Below are 17113 nucleotides of genomic sequence, written 5' to 3' on the forward strand. Positions count from 1 at the left end.
CTCGCCCTTCCTAGACTGCAAAGGTTTTCTATCACGCTGAAAAGAAGACAAAGTGCTAAAATAAAGTTCATTTCAGCACTTTGTCTACAATCTAAACCCCCGAGGCTATCGGGGGTTTAGTGTTTATTTCTTTTGTTCTAGTTTCAATGGTGCGGCGATATTTTTTTCTACCTTTTTTCCTTTTAATACATCGTCAGCAGCGCCGACTGCCAGTTGACCGATCAGCTCTGGCTGCTGCGCGACTGTTGCAGATAGTTTTCCTGCTTTGATCGAGTTGAGTGCATCTTCGTTACCGTCGAAACCGACGACAAGAATGTCTTTTCCAGAGCTTTGGATGGCCTCTAGTGCGCCAAGTGCCATTTCATCATTGTGGGCAAAAACGGCTTTGATGTCAGGGTTTCCTTGAAGAAGGTTTTCCATCACGTTGAGCCCTTTTGTCCGGTCGAAGTCAGCGGCTTGTTTTGCTGTGACATCTAACTGTTTGTCTGCGATTTGGTGGAAACCTTTTCCTCGTTCACGTGTCGCAGAAGCACCTGGTACACCTTCTAGTTCAGCCACTTTTGCTCCTTTACCGACTTTGTCGATAATAAAGTTAGCGGCCATTTCGCCGCCTTTGATGTTATCGGAAGCAACGAGCGCTTCAACCTTTCCGCTTTCTGCCGAGCGGTCTAATGTGATGACCGGTATGTCTGAAGCATTCGCAGATTCGACAGCCGTTGATATGGCAGAGGAATCGGCTGGGTTAATGAGTAATGCATCAACCCCTTGTTGAATTAAATCTTCTACATCACTCGTTTGTTTGGCTGAATCATTTTGTGCATCGGCAATGACAACTTCAATGCCAAGCTTTTTCGCTTCTTTTGTCACACCGTTTTTAAGAGAAACGAAGAATGGGTTATTTAAAGTCGAGATCGATAGTCCGATTTTTATGTCTTTTTTCTTGCCATCCTTTGTTGATTTGGCCCACTCTGGCGGTTCGAGCGAGCAGGCAGAAAGCATGAATAATGAGAGAGTCACGATCAGGATTACATATTTTTTCATAGCAGCTGCCTCCTTAAGCAGATTTCTTTCTGTCGAGTAGGACTGCAATCAAGATGACAATCCCTTTCACAACAGACTGATAGAATGATGAAACACCAAGTAAGTTCATACCATTGTTCAAGACACCGATAATGAGTACCCCGATGAGAGTACCGACAATTCGCCCTCTTCCACCGGATAGGCTTGTCCCGCCAAGTACAACGGCAGCAATTGCATCAAGTTCATACGACGTACCAGCTGTTGGCTGGGCTGAGTTGAGACGAGATGTTAAGATCGCACCTGCTAAAGCAGACATAAAGCCGGCTAATGAGTAAATCATGATTTTGACGCGTGGTACTTTAATACCTGAGATGAGGGCTGCTTTTTCATTTCCGCCAATGGCATACGTTCTTCTGCCAAAAGGTGTTTTATGAAGCAAGACCCAAAGTACGATAAAGGTGAGAAGCATGGTGATCGCTGGAACAGGAATGCCTAAGAAATATCCACGGCCAAATAGCTGAAATGCATAGTTAGAGCCAAGCCCTGTAATAGGGTTTCCGTCTGTATAAACAAGCGTCAATCCTCTGAAAATCGTCATCGTCGCAAGTGTTGCGATAAAAGGAGCCATTTTTCCTTTTGTGATTAAAAGACCGTTGATCATTCCAAGGATGGCACCGATGATACATCCAACGATGATGGCAAGAATTGGGTCCAAACCAGATACAACAAAGCCGGCAGTCAGAGCACTAGACAGCGCTAGAATGGCACCGACAGACAAATCAATTCCTCCGGTTAAAATAACAAATGTCATGCCAAAGGCAATGAGGGCGTTAATGGAGATTTGTCTGAGTAAGTTTAAAATGTTTAATGGTTCTAAAAAGGCCGGATTTAAGATAGAAACAATGGCGACAAGGATGATGAGTCCTAAGAATGGCCCAAGCTTTTGCATGATGTTGTCAAATCGTCCATTTGAAGTAAGTGGTTTCATGTTACTTCCCTCCTGTAGCTAGTGTCATAATTCGTTCTTGTGTAGCTTCTGTTTTACTTAATTCTCCGCTGATGGTTCCTTCATGGATGACAAGCACTCGATCGCTCATCCCAAGAACTTCTGGGAGCTCAGAGGAGACCATCAAAATGGCAACACCTCGATCTGTCAGCTCGTTCATGAGCTGATAAATTTCTCGTTTCGCCCCGACGTCGACACCTCTTGTCGGTTCATCTAAAATCAGCACCTTCGGCTGAATGCCGATCCATTTGGCGATGACGACTTTTTGCTGATTTCCACCGGACAGGCTGCGTGCAGAAATTTCAGATGAAGCGGTTTTAATCGTGAGTCGTTTGATGAGCAGGTCAACAAAATCCTGTTCGTTTTTCTTATCAATCAGCCCCTTTGGAGAGAAGCTGTCTAAGTTAGGTAACCCGATGTTTTCCCGAATGGATGCATCCAGCATCAGTCCTTCATCTTTGCGATCCTCTGTGATAAAACCGATGCCAAGCTTGACCGCATCACTTGGTTTTTTAATGACAGCCTTTTTCCCATGAACCCAAATTTCTCCTTGATCCAGGGGATCGAGTCCAAAGAGCGACCGCATCATTTCCGTCCGGCCAGCGCCCATTAAGCCTGCAACACCGACAATTTCCCCAGCTTTGACGGAAAAACTGACATCTTGAAAGCGGCCTTTCCTCGTTGCTTGCTTCACCTCTAGGACGATATCACCAGTAGAAGGTGTGCGCTCAGGGTAACGATCGGTTAATTCGCGGCCGACCATTTTTTTGACGACTTCATGGAAATTCGTGTCTGGTATCGCTTTCGTATCGACCGTTTTTCCGTCACGCATGATCGTAATCCGGTCACAGATGGCAAAGATTTCTTCCATGCGATGAGAAATGTAGACGATAGATACGCCTTCTTTTTTGAGTGAATCAATGACCTGAAATAGCTTTTCAATCTCACGGTCTGTGAGAGCAGCTGTTGGTTCATCCATAATGATGACCTTCGCATCGGTCATTAACGCTTTCGCAATCTCAATCATCTGCTTTTGTCCGACAGAACAGCTTCCTGCCTCTTGATCGAGCGAGAGGTTGACAGACAATCGGTCGAGCTGCGCTTGGGCGAGGGTTTTCATTTTCTTGGTGTCTAGGAGACCAAGTGTTGTATAGATTTCTTTCCCGATAAATAAATTCTCGAGTACCGTCATATCAGGCCATATATTCAGCTCCTGATGAATGAAGGCAATCCCGTTCTGCTCGGCTTCTTTCGGATTTTTGAAAGCGGTTTCTTTTCCGTCGATTTGAATCGTTCCTTGATCCAGGGAATAGAGTCCTGTCAGCAGATTCATTAACGTTGATTTTCCTGCCCCGTTTTCACCCATAAGTGCATGGACTTCGCCTGTGACGAGGTCAAAGGAGACCCCGGCGAGAACGGTGTTTTTTCCAAAGGCCTTATGGATGTTATGCATTTCAATGTTCATAAGTGGCTCCTCCTTTTAAAAGATGACACCGGCATGAAGAATGCAGTTTGCGTATGGGGTGGCTTCACCCGTTCGAATCACTGCTTTTGCCTGTTTGGTCATGTCTTTGAACGTCTCGTGATCGACTTCATCTAACGGATGTGAGAACGCTTTCTTTAGAAATAAATGATCTCTCTCATTGGCTTCTTTGATTTCACTGGCGATCGTGATGTGTTCAACGGCCATTTCCTCAAGAAGAAGGGAAGTAACCTCCTGAAAGGATGGTGTGCCGATGGATAATGCAAGGTCGATTTTGACCGGGCCTTCTGGAATGGGCAGGCCGCAGTCTGCAATGACAATCGTATCTGTATGACCAAGGTCAGCAAGTACCTTGGCGATATGACTATTTAAAATACCATTTTTCTTCATTTCTTATTCTCCAATTCTTCTCTTGCTGGCATGCCGCCTTGGGCACCAAATTTTGTGACTGAGATAGATGCGGCTAAGTTGGCAAAGGCAAGTGCGTCGTATAGGGACTTTCCTTCTGTTAGTGCTACAGCCAGAGCGCCGTTAAAGGTATCGCCAGCCCCTGTTGTGTCGACGGCTTTCACAGGATAGCCCGGTACCAACACTTCTTTTGATCCATCAAAGTAACGAACCCCATTTTTTCCTTCTGTAATGAGTAATTTGTTTGGATATTGTCGCAAAGCCTCTGCTATGGTGAGTCCATCAAACATAAGAGCTGCTTCGTGTTCGTTTGGCGTGATATAGGCAGCTTGATCTAATATTTGCTGAGAGACTTTGCGAGCTGGTGCGGGATTTAAGATGACTGGGATCCCTTTTTCGCTGCAAATGGTGCAGACGGCTTCGACTGTTTCTTCAGGAATTTCCTGCTGGATGAGGACGATTCCGATATTTTCAATAGAAGAAAGCGCATCTTTTACATAATGAGGTGTTACCTCATTGTTTGCTCCTTTGACGACAACAATGCTGTTATCTCCTTCAGCTAAAATGATATGAGCTGTTCCGCTTTCCATTTCGGTAACCGGTTTCATATAGGTGGTGCGAACACCTTGTGCTTGCAAATTGCTCATAATGTCCTGACCATATGCGTCATCACCAACTCGGCCGATCATATATACATCTGCACCGAGCCTTGCGCTTGCTACTGCTTGATTTGCTCCTTTTCCCCCAGGAACCGTTTTAAATGATTCACCTAGGACGGTTTCTCCTGCATTGGGACGCTTATTCGATGTGACAACTAGATCCATGGAACAACTTCCTACGACAACTATTTGACTCATTGTGAATCCACCTTTCTTGTGGTCTCTCGTTCAATAAAAGAGACGGGCATTTGAATAACTGCTTGATCTATAGGCTGTTTTTGAATGGCTTTAATGATCAGCTTTGCGGCTTCTTTCCCCATATCATAGGCAGGCTGCCGGATCGTTGATAGAGATGGGAAGAGCAGTTCGCTTTGCGGAATATCATCAAATCCAATGATTTGGACGTCTTCTGGAATGGCTTTTCCAATTCGAAGTGCTTCGTGTACGACGGCTGCTGCGACGATGTCATTGCTGGCAATGATGCCATCTGTTTCAGGGTACAGCTTGAAAAGAGCCTTGGCGCTTTTTCGGGCTTCCTGAAAAGAAAAAGAAGCGTTAGACATCACATGAAAGTTAGCACCTTCTTCAGTCAGAACATCAAGTGCGCCTTTGAATCTTTGCCGCGCCGTTTGAAGATGAGCGGGCCCTTTTAGCAATGTGATCTGCTGACTGCCTCGTTTGATTAATTCCATTGCAGCCATTTTCCCGCCTGCCGTAGCATCTGCAAACACAGAAGGCGCATTTGGAACGGTACGATCTAAGAAGACAACAGGCAGTTCATCATCATTGTACAAATCCGATTCAGGTTCGTTTGTGACAGCGATGACACCGACCACCTGGTTTTGCTTAAAGGTTTGTAAATAGGCCATTTCCTTCTCCCGATCTTCATCACTGTTTCCGAATAATAAGCGAAAACCGTTTGCATGAATCTCATCCTCAACGCCTCTAGCCAGCTGAGGGAAGAAGGGGTTTGTGATATCAGGTAAGATGAGACCAACTAATCTTGATTCTCTTTTAAAAAGGGATCGTGCCACTTCATTGGGGAAGTAGTTTAGCTCCTGCATCGCTTGTGTCACACGGGTTTTCGTATCAATATGGACGTATCCAGTATCGTTAAGCACGCGTGAAACAGTCGCAACAGACACTTGAGCAGCTTTTGCAACATCTTTAATTGTAGCCAATGGAGTGCCTCCCTTCTTTGATGTGTAACCGTTTACATAGATAGATTATCACGAAAGCATTAAAAAGACAATCTTAAAAAAATAAAAAAAGAAAAGAAAGAGGGCGTCTTCCTTTTCTTAACTAATAATGCCCGTTTGGGTAATGTTCACTTTGATTTTTGGGATGATCTTCACTTTTGGATAATCGGTGACCCAATTCATTTTCATATACTCATCATAATGTCTGACTCTGTATTTTCTGCCGAGGCTTAAGACGTCAGAATTTGCTTCTTGTAATGTAGCAACAATTTTTTCTGCTTCTTTTGTTAAGATGGTTGAAAGTCTTTTGTTCAGCATTTCAATTTTTTTGTCTGTATCTAGATTATCTTTTGGGTACTCAAGGACAGAAGTATTAAATTCAAATTTGAGTGAGTATGTTAAGTTTCGATGATCAGGATTCAGAATCTCGATGTCTCTCTTCACATCAGTGACTTGGATGGTGATGTAATTGTTTTCTTTTGACTTCATGTCGCTTCTCACTTTTTTTGTGAAGTTGGCATATTTGCCCATTTTTCCGTCCATGACGGTGAGCAGAATTGCATCTTGACCGTACAACTCGCCTTTCTTCTTCTCATTATCAAATAGAGCAACCCCTTTTACACTGATTAATTTCTTCGATTGATCGAAATGAATCAACGGCAGTGTGAAGTCTTCTCCAGTTTGGAGCATTTTAGATCGAATACTTTGAATGTTTTTAGGTGCTACTTGGGAGGAGCGGGATGCGGTTGTGATCAAGTTATTTAAATAGTCACTCACGATGAGCTTTTCCTTCAGCAGCGAGTTAATCACTTCTTCACAGGTCCCTCCTTGAACAACGGCGAGATTTGCGAGGAGGGGGCTTTTCGGATCACGATAAAACATATCTAAGTAGGGCAGAAGACGATTTTGGGCAAATTCATCACCGATCAGCATCACCCGCATTTTCGACATGTCTATTTTTTGATCCACAATCCGGCTGAAGTTGGTTCTTGCTTTCCTTAAAGTAGGTGCTTCCGTTGTGAGAAGAGTGGTTAAAAAGCTGCCTGTATTTCCTTGCTCCATACTTTGAGACTGCTGCACCTTTCGATAAGTAATCGAGTACTTCGCATTGTCATCCTCTCCTTGATCAACAGCAGAGGTTAAAACAAGAGAGATATTCTTTAATAAGTTTTGATCCCAGCAGCCAGGCATGAATATGAGAGAAAGACACATAAGCAACGTCAGTATGTACTTATGACGCATGTGATTTCACCTTCCCTTTGCGATGTTTGATAAAGATGATAATGGCCATAAAGATCGGGAGTGTGTAAATAAATGAATATTGCGCAATGGTGGTAAAGTCATTAAAACGTTGAATTCTAAAATTATCGGTTGCAAGGTAACAGCTAGCCGCATAGATCAAAATGGCAAAATAAAAGACGTATTTTTTGTGGTCTTTTTTCTTGAGAATACTTGCTACGCCATTTGCACAAAAGTAAAGATAATTACTGAGTGTGGCTAAAATGACAAATACCCAGAAACTAAGAAAAATTAAATCCGTCCGCTCAATCACACCGAACGAAATGGTTTTTAACAGATAAAGAACAGGATTTGGAATGATTTTAAGCTCAATCGGGCTGAAAAACATAAAACAAATCACTGTGATAAATAGGTAGTAAAGAGTCGTGCATATATTGGCAATGGTCATGACCTTGTATCGCGCTTTAATGGTGCCTTTCATCAGTGGAGAGATGATCAGAATCATCTCAAATCCATTCATAGATAATACAACATCCTTCAATCCAAGCTGAAATTGAGAGAAGTCCGTTTGGAAAAAGGGCATAAGGTAGTCGATATTGGTTCCTTTTAATGAATACAGCATGATGAGAGACAACAAGAGTAAAAAAGGAGTCAGAATAAAGTTGAATCTGACAATCGCTGTAATTTGTTCCTTGGCGATGTAAAGGATGGATATCATGAGTAGTAGGTTGATGACCCAATTGGGTGTAAGTGGTAAAACCCATATACCCAGAATTCTCGTGAAAATAGATAGAACGACAATACAGACTGAGGCGAAATAAATTGTATAAAGAGCCACTAAGATTCGCCCAACCCATTTTCCAAAAACCTCAATTAACGCCTCGAAAAATGATGTCTCAGGGTATTTGTGAATGATATATATAAAAATGGTATTGATGATTTGGATAAAAAAACAGGCCAAAATGATAGCCATCCAGCCATCATGCCCCATATCTTTCATGAGCAAATGAGGCAGGGCTAAAATACCGACACCAATTTGAGATTGAATGATAAAAAAGACAGCTTGAGATGGAGATATTTTATTTTTCATCTTGATTTTTCCATCCTCTCAAATTTTCAATTTGCTCTTTCTTTTTTGGGTTTAAGTAAACAGGGCGATTTTTATACATCCACATTGGTAATCGAATCACAGTGTCTTTTAAATCCTGCCAGTTAAATGGAGTTACTGGAGATAAATACGGGACACCTAGTGATTCAAGGCGGCATAAATTCATCAGGACGATCGACAGACCGAATGAAATGCCAATAAACCCAAACATCGATGCCATGAACATGAGCGGAAAACGCAGCATCCTGATGGTAGACGTCATTTCAAACGAAGGAAGAACAAAGGAAGCAACAGCGGTCACGGCGACCACAACGATAAGAACATTGGAAATGAGCCCAGCTTTTACTACCGCATCTCCAATGACCAAACCGCCTACGATCCCAATCGTCTGACCAATTGGCTTTGGCAGTCGCACCCCTGCTTCTCGTATGAGCTCAATCGTAATCTCCATCAGCATTGCTTCAATTAACGGCGGAAAAGGAATGCCGATAATGGAATTTTTCATCGTAATCGCTAATTCATCCGGGACTACCTCATAATGAAAGCCGATGACTGCAATATAAAAAGAAGGCAAAATCACAGCGATGATACAGGCAATATAACGAAGAATACGAATAAATGTAGCCGGAATCCAGCGGCTATTATAGTCATCTGGTGATTGAAAGAAGCTAAAGAACGTAATAGGCAAAATGATAGCCATTGGGCTGCCATCCATTAAGACGACAATTCTTCCTTCAAGAATGGCAGATCTCACTTTGTCAGGTCGTTCTGTGTCAATAAGCTGCGGGAAGATGGAATACGAATCATCTTCAATCGCCTCTACAATAGAACCGGGGCTAAGCAGCGTGTCTACTTTAATAGAAGAAATTCGTTTGTTAACCTCATCTATCTTTTCTTGATTGGCAATATCAGAAATATAAACCGTTGCAACCTTTGTTTCAGATTTTGTACCGACCTTATGATACTGGATTGCAAGTTTTCGATCATTTAAGTGTGAACGCAGCAAATATAAATTGGTATCTAAACTCTCAACAAACCCATCATGTGCGCCTGCAATAATACTTTCAGAAGAAGGTTCAGAAATGGAACGCAGCGGCGGCTGCCCAACAGCAAATATTTTGATCTGTGCGGATTTTTCATCAAGGAAGGCAATACTTCCGGCAATAATGCTGTCGACAATCAGCGTCAAGTCACCTGTTTCGAGTGAACTAAGAGATTTTGCATAGTCCTGTTTTCCAGGAGGGCCAAGCAAGTTGCCAATAATGAAGTTGTTTAATTTACTTTCATCCACTCTTGTTTTAATAAAAAACAGCACTGATTTCGTTTCATTCACCATCAATTCCCGGTATTCAAAATCAGCGCTTTGTTGAAATGCTTTTTTCAGAATCCGAATCTTTTCCTCAAAACCGCCTGATAAAAAGTGTAAGCGTGTTTGCTCATTCGTATTTGGCATCTTTAGCCTCCTCTCACAGATTTTTTAACCATAGTGTAAGCCGAGAAGATGATTTTATGCGTCATCTTTGGGGAAAGCATGACATGCACCGACAACTTTCAACTAAAATCACATTAAAAATGTTAAGAAATGATGAATCTTGATAAAAAGAAATGAATAATGTTTCATTGTTTAGGTCATAAGGAGTGAATATCGTAAAGAGAGGCTATAACAAAATGATTAATCTTTGACATCTTATCCCAATTTTTTGTGACCTGAAAATAAGCAGATGACTTGATTTTTTGACAGGTGACCTTTGTCATAGGTCAACACATAGCGTTCTGACCGATGAGGATGACTTTCTAACCTGTTCATTTAAAAATATAAAATATTCTAAAACACGCACTATTCATTTAAAGCGCTGATATGACTGATTTCGTAGAGATGAAAGGGCTTTAAAACATTGATTCAAAATACATCTTAATAATTGTCGAAAAATTTAGGGAGAAAAGGACAAAAGATTTTTCACTGTTTGATGGTAACGCTTTCTCTTGTTTGAAGCAGAAATTCAGTCGTCATTTTGTCCGTCTTTTGGCCTTTTCATTTGAGCGTGAGATAGGCAAATACGCCTTCTGTTTAGAGGAATTTGGCATACGAGGAAGTGAAAGATTATGTTACATAATACCGATTGTGATTTTATGCTGAACCTATATACTGTTGATTGAATTTACATATCACACTCATAAAAAAAGGAGATGTAGATAAGCGATGTGGTTAATCGTTATAGCCTGTGTCATCATGTTAGGGATTGGCTTTATTGAAAAGAAGCGTCATCAGAAAAATATCGATGCCCTGCCGGTACGCGTCAATATTAATGGTATACGCGGAAAGTCTACCGTTACAAGATTGACAACCGGTATCTTAATGGAGGCAGGTTATAAAACTGTCGGCAAAACAACAGGAACGGATGCAAGAATGATTTATTGGGATACGCCAGAAGAGAAACCGATTAAAAGGAAACCGCAAGGACCAAATATCGGAGAGCAGAAAGAAGTTATGAGAGAAACAGTTGAAAGAGGAGCAAATGCCATCGTCAGTGAATGTATGGCGGTGAATCCAGATTACCAAATTATCTTTCAGGAAGAGCTGCTTCAAGCGAATATTGGCGTGATCGTAAACGTTCTTGAAGATCATATGGATGTGATGGGGCCAACTCTTGATGAAATAGCTGAAGCCTTTACAGCGACAATTCCTTACAATGGGCACTTGGTTATTACGGATAGTGAATATACAGATTTCTTTAAAGAGATTGCGAAAAAACGCAATACTGAAGTGATTGTTGCAGATAATTCCAAGATTACCGATGAGTATTTACGGAAATTTGAGTATATGGTGTTCCCGGATAATGCTTCACTTGCACTTGGTGTCGCACAAGCATTGGGAATTGATGAAGATACGGCATTTAGAGGCATGTTAAATGCGCCGCCTGATCCAGGAGCGATGAGAATTCTTCCATTAATGGACGCAAAAACACCTGGACATTTTGTAAATGGATTTGCGGCTAATGACGCAGCATCTACATTGAACATTTGGAAGCGTGTAAAGGAAATTGGGTATCCAACAGATGAACCGATTATTATCATGAACTGTCGTGCGGATCGTGTAGATAGAACGATCCAGTTTGCGGAGGATGTACTTCCTTATATTGAAGCAAGTGATCTTGTCTTAATTGGTGAAACGACAGATCCAATTGTGAAGGCATTTGAGGATGGAAAAATTCCGGCTGACCACTTACACAACCTTGAATATCAATCTACAGAACAAATTATGAACATGCTTGAGAAAAAGCTTCATAATCGAGTGGTTTATGGAGTCGGCAATATTCACGGCGCCGCTGAACCTTTAATCGAAAAAATTCAAGAATACAAAATTAAGCAGCTTGTCAGCTAGGAGGAAATATAGAAAATGTTCGGATCAGATCTTTATATCTCGTTAATTTTAGGTGTTCTACTCAGTTTAATTTTTGCAGAAAAAACAGGAATCGTACCAGCTGGGTTGGTTGTTCCAGGTTATCTGGCACTCGTCTTTAACCAGCCAGTCTTCATTTTAGTTGTTTTATCTGTCAGCTTGCTGACATATGTGATCGTTCGTTTTGGTCTATCGAAATTTATGATTTTGTACGGACGCAGAAAGTTTGCGGCGATGCTGATTACAGGGATTGCCTTAAAGCTCATATTTGATTTCTTCTATCCAGTGGTTCCGTTTGAAATAGCAGAATTCCGCGGAATCGGAATCATCGTGCCTGGATTGATTGCGAATACGATTCAAAAGCAAGGTCTTACGATTACCCTTGGAAGCACATTACTTCTAAGTGGTGCAACATTTGCCATCATGTATGTTTACTATCTATTTTAAGATAAGGTGTGTCCAATGATGAATAAAAAATTGAGCTTTCAGGAAAAGCTGCTGAAAATCACAAAGAACCAAAAGAAAAAGACGAATAAACACGTACTGATTGCTTTACCGATTGTCATTGCTTGTACATTTCTATTTACATTTATCGGGAAAGCACAAGTACCAACTGTAGAAAAGAATCCAGAAAACATCCTGACCGCTTCGTTTGTCGGAGATATTATGTTTGGAAGAAATGTAGAGAAAGTAACAGACCGTTATGGAAAGCAGCACCTGTTCCGCTATGCGAAGCCGTATTTTGATGTATCAGATTATGTAACTGGGAATTTTGAGCATCCAGTGGCTTCAGATAAGGAACAGGCAGCACAAAAGAATATTCATTTGAAAACAGATGAAGATTCTGTACAAGCGTTAAAGGATTTGAATTTCTCTGTACTAAACTTTGCGAATAACCATGCAGCAGACTACGGTGAAAAAGGCTTAAATAACACGATTGATGCCTTTGAAAAAGCTGACATGGATTATACAGGGGCAGGGCGCAACGTCAATGATGCGAAGCAGAACATTTCATACAAAGAAGTGAATGGCGTTAAAATCGCTACCCTTGGTTTTACAGATGTATATGGAAAAGATTTTAAAGCAACAAATCGCAAGGCAGGTATTCTACCAGCTGATCCATCTATCTTTATTCCGATGATTTCACAAGCTGCTGAAAAGGCAGATATCGTTGTCGTTCATGCGCACTGGGGACAGGAATATAACAATGAAGTAAACGACAGACAAAGAGAGCTGGCAAGAGCGATGTCAAAGGCTGGTGCTGATATCATTATCGGTGCACACCCGCACGTTCTTGAGCCGATGGAAGTCTATAACGGAACAGCGATCTTCTATAGCTTGGGGAACTTTATTTTTGACCAAGGCTGGTCAAGAACACGTGATTCTGCCATTGTTCAGTATCATCTGAATGAAGATGGAAAAGCGACATTTGAAGTGGTTCCAATGTACATCAAAGAAGCGACACCTGCTCCAGTCAAAGCAGGATCTCTTGAATCAAAATCGATTATCCGTATGCTGACAAATGGCACGAATGCGGATTGGAAAGAAAAAGACGGACATATTTTCTTTGAAGTCGATCATTCTGATAAAGTTCAAACATTAAAAGAAAACGAGGGGAAGGATAAAAAATGAAATTCCTTAAAGCAAGCTGGCCGTTTGTTGCGTTAATTTTAGTCTTTGTCTTTATGTCTGCTTTTAAATTTAGTGACAGCCTCACCGATCATGAGAAACAAAAGATCTCGGTTGAAATGCAGAAAATCGAACAGCAAAAGCAGTCAAAAGCAGAAGCAAGTAAATAAAGAAATGATGATGAAAAGAGCACGCGAGGCGTGCTCTTTTTTGACGGAAAAAGGTGTAAAATGAAAGGGGTCATGTCGAAACTATAAAAGAAAGGAGGAAGAGAGGATGAAATGGAAAGGAATACTGCTTGGAGGATGTGCCATTGTAGGACTCATGTTTATGTCCCAAACAGAGGTGTCTGCTCAAACAACATCTCCTTTAAAACAAGCGGAAACGCTGATAGGCACGCCTTATCATAAAGGAGGAATCAATCCGAAAACGGGCTTTGATGCGTCTGGCTTTATACAATATGTATACAAAACAACAGGTGCATTTGATTTGCCGCGAAAGGTGATTGATCAATACCAAATCGGTGAAAGCGTATCATGGGAAAAAGCGAAGCCCGGAGACCTTGTCTATTTTCGCAGTCTTGAAGAAACAAAAGACATCCCAACACATGTTGCTTTGTACGCTGGAAATGATCAGGTGATCCACATCACACTCAGTCAAGGGGTGGTGAAAACAGATGTCAGCAAAAGTAAATATTGGACCGATCGGTTCTATGCGGTCAAACGGCTGCCTGTCTCCCAAGAGATGTCGGATGATCAACTTGTGAAAGATGCGATGAAATATTTGGGGATCCCTTATGTATTCGGGGCATCAGATCCAAAAGTAGGATTCGATTGTTCAGGTTTTTTACAATATTTATTTGAAAAATCACTTGGGATTTATTTACCAAGAAGTGCTGAGCAGCAATGGATGGTTGGAGAGAAAGTAGCACGAGACGATATTCGCCCTGGAGACTTTGTTTTTTTTAGCAACACGTATAAAAAAGGAATTTCACATGTAGGCATGTACATCGGAGGAGACCGCTTTATTCATGCGAGCCGTTCGGAAAGTGTGACAATTTCTTATTTGTCTGAATCGTATTGGCGTGAGAAATGGACAGGTGCGAAACGATTAACTGAGTTGAAACTAGCGAAAGAAGACCCAGTCGTATCAAAAGCCGCTACGTATATTGGAGAAGTACCTTATGTAAAAGGTGGTGCGAGCCCAAAGCAAGGCTTTGATACAGCAGGATTCACGCAGTATATCTATCAAGAAGTGCTTGGAATGGAGATGCCTCGCTATGCGCCGGGACAAGTTAAAGCAGGCACACCTGTGAAACGATCGGAACTAAAGCCAGGAGATCTTGTCTTTTTTAAAGGGACTTCGTTGATGCCAGCCATTTATGCTGGTTCCAATCAAGTCATTCATGTGACGGTTTCAAATGGCGTTGTCATTACCAATATGAAAACAAGTACGTATTGGAAGGATAAATATGAGACGGCCGTTAGAATCAAAAAATAAAGAAAAAGCCCGATCAATGCTCGGATCGGACTTCTCGACTTCTCACTAGGCGCTGATCAGACAAGCGTCTTTTTTTCTTGAAATTGATTCTGCAAAAGCAGATCAATAAAATAAGCGACACCATCTTCATGATTCCCTTTTGTGATGTAAGTGCTCTTTTCTTTAATGACATCAACCGCATTCCCCATTGCAATGCGGTGGCCTGCTTCTTCGAACATAGAAAGGTCGTTTGGGCTGTCACCAATTGCATAAATATGTGAGCGGTCTACACCATAATGGGCTGCGAGTTTTTTCAGGGCATGTCCTTTTCCAGACTCTTTTGGCAGCACCTCAATAATATGTTTTCCAGACGAGGTCAATGAAAGCTCGGGCATGTCTGCCAGAAGATTTCGTGCTTTAGTCAGTTTGTTCATATCAAACGAGAAGCAGAGTAATTTATAGGTCGGTTCATTCGACTCAAAAATCTGACGGATATCATCCACTGGTTTGATGCCAAATTGTTTAAATTGCGTCATGGCTCCCTCCCATAGATCAGCGAGATCCTCATTTGGGTTTGCGCTTTCGATCAGATCAAATTCTGCTTTCAGCTTCTCTTTTCCATCGTAAGGGGAGAGGAGAGCATCGTCTGTATAGACTTCAAAGTAAATGTTTCGTTCCACTAATGCCTTAGCAGCGCGCTTGCCCGCTTCTTGGTCCAATGTGATTCGGCTGAAGAGCTCGTATCCCTCTGTATGGACAGTCCCGCCGTTTGCCGCAATAATGGGAATGTCCAAATCCCCAAGAAGCTCTTTTACATCAAAAGTCGCGCGCCCTGTACAAATGGTCACAATATATCCAGCTTCCTTCGCACGAATCAATGCTTGCCGGTTTTGAGCGGATATTTCACTTTTCGTATTTAAGAGTGTACCGTCTAAATCAATCGCAATCATTTTTTTCATTGCTGTTATATCCTCCTTCATTCATGCAATAGCCTCTTCAAAGTATGTACGATTTCCTTCATTCTCATGAAAGAGTCGGATCGTGGATTCCTCTCTTTAAGGCTAAACAAAAATGGTCAATTGATCAAGGATATAAGAAAAAGCGCCCAAAAGGACGCTTTCAGCGTGTAGACAAACCCTCGCATTCTTTGTCAGTCCTGCGCTTCGGTGCTCACGAATGTCAATTCGCTCTGCTCCGGTGCTCGTCCTTCCTAGACTGCAAAGGTTTTCTATCAGGGTGAAAAGAAGAAAAAGGGCAAACACCTTTTTCAACACATAAAAAGCGCCCAAAAGGACGCTTTCTGTTTTTATGATAATTCAAGCTGTTTCTTCAATTCCGTTTTGACTTCGTTCAGTTGGTTTTGATCCAATTGGTAATAATAAACGCCATTTGGCTGGTAATCAGATCCTTTTAGTTGAATCGTATCAACAGATTTCAATGAAGTGAGTAGTGGGAAAAGACCGACTAGTTCTTTCATTGACAGGTTAGTTGAGACGTTATCACCTAGAGTATCTATGATATTGTCATAAGACGGAATGGACGTTACTGATTTTGATTTATCGAAAATGGCTTTTAAAACTTCCATTTGACGCTGTCCGCGCATGAGATCACTGTCTGCTTTTCTTGTTCTCACATAAGCGAGAGCTTGATTACCATCTAGTGTGTGAGTACCCGTTTGCAGCTGAACTTTGCCCTTTGTATCTTTAAGAATCTGTTTCACAACATATTCATCTTTAATGTTAACGGAAACACCGTTTAATTCGTTCACAATTTCCTTAAACGCTTTGAAATTACTTTCAATTACAAAGTCGACAGGGATATCTAGTAAATTCTCAACTGTACTCACCGTGAGGTCTGCATCACCAAATGCGTGTGCATGTGTAATTTTGTCATAACCATGACCTGGAATATTAACATATGAGTCCCTTGGAATACTTAATAATTTCACGGTTTTATTCGTACGATTTACTGTCGCTAATACCATTGCATCGCTTCGTGCTTGTTTGACGGTTTCGCCTGGTCTGCTGTCAATGCCAAGCAGCAAGACAGAAAAGCTGTCTTTCCCAGGATCAAATGCTTCAATCCGTTTTACAGATTGTGCACCGCGGTCTAGAGAGACTTGTGCTTTTTTTGCAGCCGATGTCACTTTATAGTAGGCATAGCCGGTGACAGAAGCGGTTGTCAGTAAAAGAATACCAAAAATAAAAAGAGTGACTTTCACCCATGGTTTTAAACGCTTTTTGCCTTTGCGTTTACTTCTTGTTTGATCCATATATTTTAAACCCTCGCTATGATTTTATAGTAAAGATGTCCTTCTTCATGCTTACAAACTAAAACAAATATACCTTAAAACGGGATATAGTGCGACATTTTTTTCACTAACGCTTAATTGACGTTTCCTTATCTAAAAAAGTTTCAATGATACGCAAATGAAATATATTTGTCATAAAACATCGAAATGTTTGAAATGACAGGAAGTGAGG

General features: G+C 41.5%; 16 protein-coding genes. 5 read left to right on the forward strand and 11 right to left on the reverse strand.

Going from position 1 to position 17113, the window contains the following annotated elements:
• Positions 1-123: 123 nt before the first annotated feature.
• From rbsB to KFQ09_RS12055, 9 genes are all read right to left on the reverse strand, one after another.
• Positions 124-1041 carry a ribose ABC transporter substrate-binding protein RbsB gene (gene rbsB, locus KFQ09_RS12015; protein WP_046526705.1) on the reverse strand — a complete coding sequence of 306 codons (918 nt, stop codon included), beginning with the start codon at positions 1039-1041 and terminating at the stop codon, positions 124-126.
• A 13-nt stretch (positions 1042-1054) separates the two neighbouring features.
• Entirely contained in the window at positions 1055-2008 is a 954-nt protein-coding gene (gene rbsC / locus KFQ09_RS12020) for a ribose ABC transporter permease RbsC (protein ID WP_255835693.1), read from the reverse strand.
• Between the two features lies 1 nt (position 2009).
• Positions 2010-3491, reverse strand: coding sequence for a sugar ABC transporter ATP-binding protein (locus tag KFQ09_RS12025; RefSeq protein ID WP_255835694.1), 1482 nt, complete (start codon positions 3489-3491; stop codon positions 2010-2012).
• A 15-nt stretch (positions 3492-3506) separates the two neighbouring features.
• Positions 3507-3899 (reverse strand): D-ribose pyranase, encoded by a 393-nt coding sequence (rbsD, locus tag KFQ09_RS12030; RefSeq protein WP_017360008.1) that lies wholly within the window; start codon positions 3897-3899, stop codon positions 3507-3509.
• Positions 3896-4774 carry a ribokinase gene (rbsK, locus tag KFQ09_RS12035; RefSeq protein WP_100324698.1) on the reverse strand — a complete coding sequence of 293 codons (879 nt, stop codon included), beginning with the start codon at positions 4772-4774 and terminating at the stop codon, positions 3896-3898. Before rbsK ends, rbsD begins: the two co-directional genes overlap by 4 nt.
• Positions 4771-5757, reverse strand: a complete 987-nt coding sequence (locus tag KFQ09_RS12040; RefSeq protein ID WP_008343265.1) for a LacI family DNA-binding transcriptional regulator — start codon at positions 5755-5757, stop codon at positions 4771-4773. Before KFQ09_RS12040 ends, rbsK begins: the two co-directional genes overlap by 4 nt.
• Before the next feature lie 117 nt (positions 5758-5874).
• Positions 5875-7017 carry a Ger(x)C family spore germination protein gene (locus KFQ09_RS12045; protein WP_255835695.1) on the reverse strand — a complete coding sequence of 381 codons (1143 nt, stop codon included), beginning with the start codon at positions 7015-7017 and terminating at the stop codon, positions 5875-5877.
• Complete coding sequence (locus KFQ09_RS12050) at positions 7007-8104, reverse strand: GerAB/ArcD/ProY family transporter (protein ID WP_079920195.1); 1098 nt, start codon at positions 8102-8104, stop codon at positions 7007-7009. The genes KFQ09_RS12045 and KFQ09_RS12050 overlap by 11 nt, the downstream gene beginning before the upstream one ends.
• Positions 8094-9575, reverse strand: a complete 1482-nt coding sequence (locus tag KFQ09_RS12055) for a spore germination protein (RefSeq protein WP_129547923.1) — start codon at positions 9573-9575, stop codon at positions 8094-8096. Before KFQ09_RS12055 ends, KFQ09_RS12050 begins: the two co-directional genes overlap by 11 nt.
• Positions 9576-10322: 747 nt before the next feature.
• Here KFQ09_RS12055 and pgsB point away from each other — a divergent pair.
• From pgsB to KFQ09_RS12080, 5 genes are all read left to right on the forward strand, one after another.
• Complete coding sequence (gene pgsB, locus KFQ09_RS12060; protein ID WP_007497522.1) at positions 10323-11504, forward strand: poly-gamma-glutamate synthase PgsB; 1182 nt, start codon at positions 10323-10325, stop codon at positions 11502-11504.
• Positions 11505-11519: 15 nt separating this feature from the next.
• On the forward strand, positions 11520-11969 hold the full coding sequence (pgsC, locus tag KFQ09_RS12065; RefSeq protein ID WP_007497520.1) for a poly-gamma-glutamate biosynthesis protein PgsC: 450 nt from the start codon (positions 11520-11522) through the stop codon (positions 11967-11969).
• Positions 11970-11987: 18 nt separating this feature from the next.
• Complete coding sequence (locus KFQ09_RS12070) at positions 11988-13154, forward strand: CapA family protein (RefSeq protein ID WP_017360004.1); 1167 nt, start codon at positions 11988-11990, stop codon at positions 13152-13154.
• A complete protein-coding gene (locus tag KFQ09_RS12075) occupies positions 13151-13321 on the forward strand; it encodes an extrachromosomal elements maintenance protein EdmS (RefSeq protein WP_008343253.1) in 171 nt (56 codons plus the stop codon). Before KFQ09_RS12070 ends, KFQ09_RS12075 begins: the two co-directional genes overlap by 4 nt.
• Before the next feature lie 106 nt (positions 13322-13427).
• On the forward strand, positions 13428-14651 hold the full coding sequence (locus tag KFQ09_RS12080; RefSeq protein ID WP_017360003.1) for a C40 family peptidase: 1224 nt from the start codon (positions 13428-13430) through the stop codon (positions 14649-14651).
• Positions 14652-14707: 56 nt separating this feature from the next.
• Here the strand turns inward: KFQ09_RS12080 and KFQ09_RS12085 are convergent, their stop codons facing one another.
• Both KFQ09_RS12085 and KFQ09_RS12090 read right to left on the reverse strand, forming a co-directional pair.
• Positions 14708-15589 carry a Cof-type HAD-IIB family hydrolase gene (locus KFQ09_RS12085; protein WP_196297691.1) on the reverse strand — a complete coding sequence of 294 codons (882 nt, stop codon included), beginning with the start codon at positions 15587-15589 and terminating at the stop codon, positions 14708-14710.
• Between the two features lie 347 nt (positions 15590-15936).
• On the reverse strand, positions 15937-16902 hold the full coding sequence (locus KFQ09_RS12090) for an LCP family protein (protein ID WP_017360001.1): 966 nt from the start codon (positions 16900-16902) through the stop codon (positions 15937-15939).
• Between the last annotated feature and the right edge of the window lie 211 nt (positions 16903-17113).

Source organism: Bacillus sp. FS02, from assembly GCF_024398395.1.
Taxonomy (GTDB): Bacteria; Bacillota; Bacilli; order Bacillales; family Bacillaceae; genus Bacillus; species Bacillus altitudinis.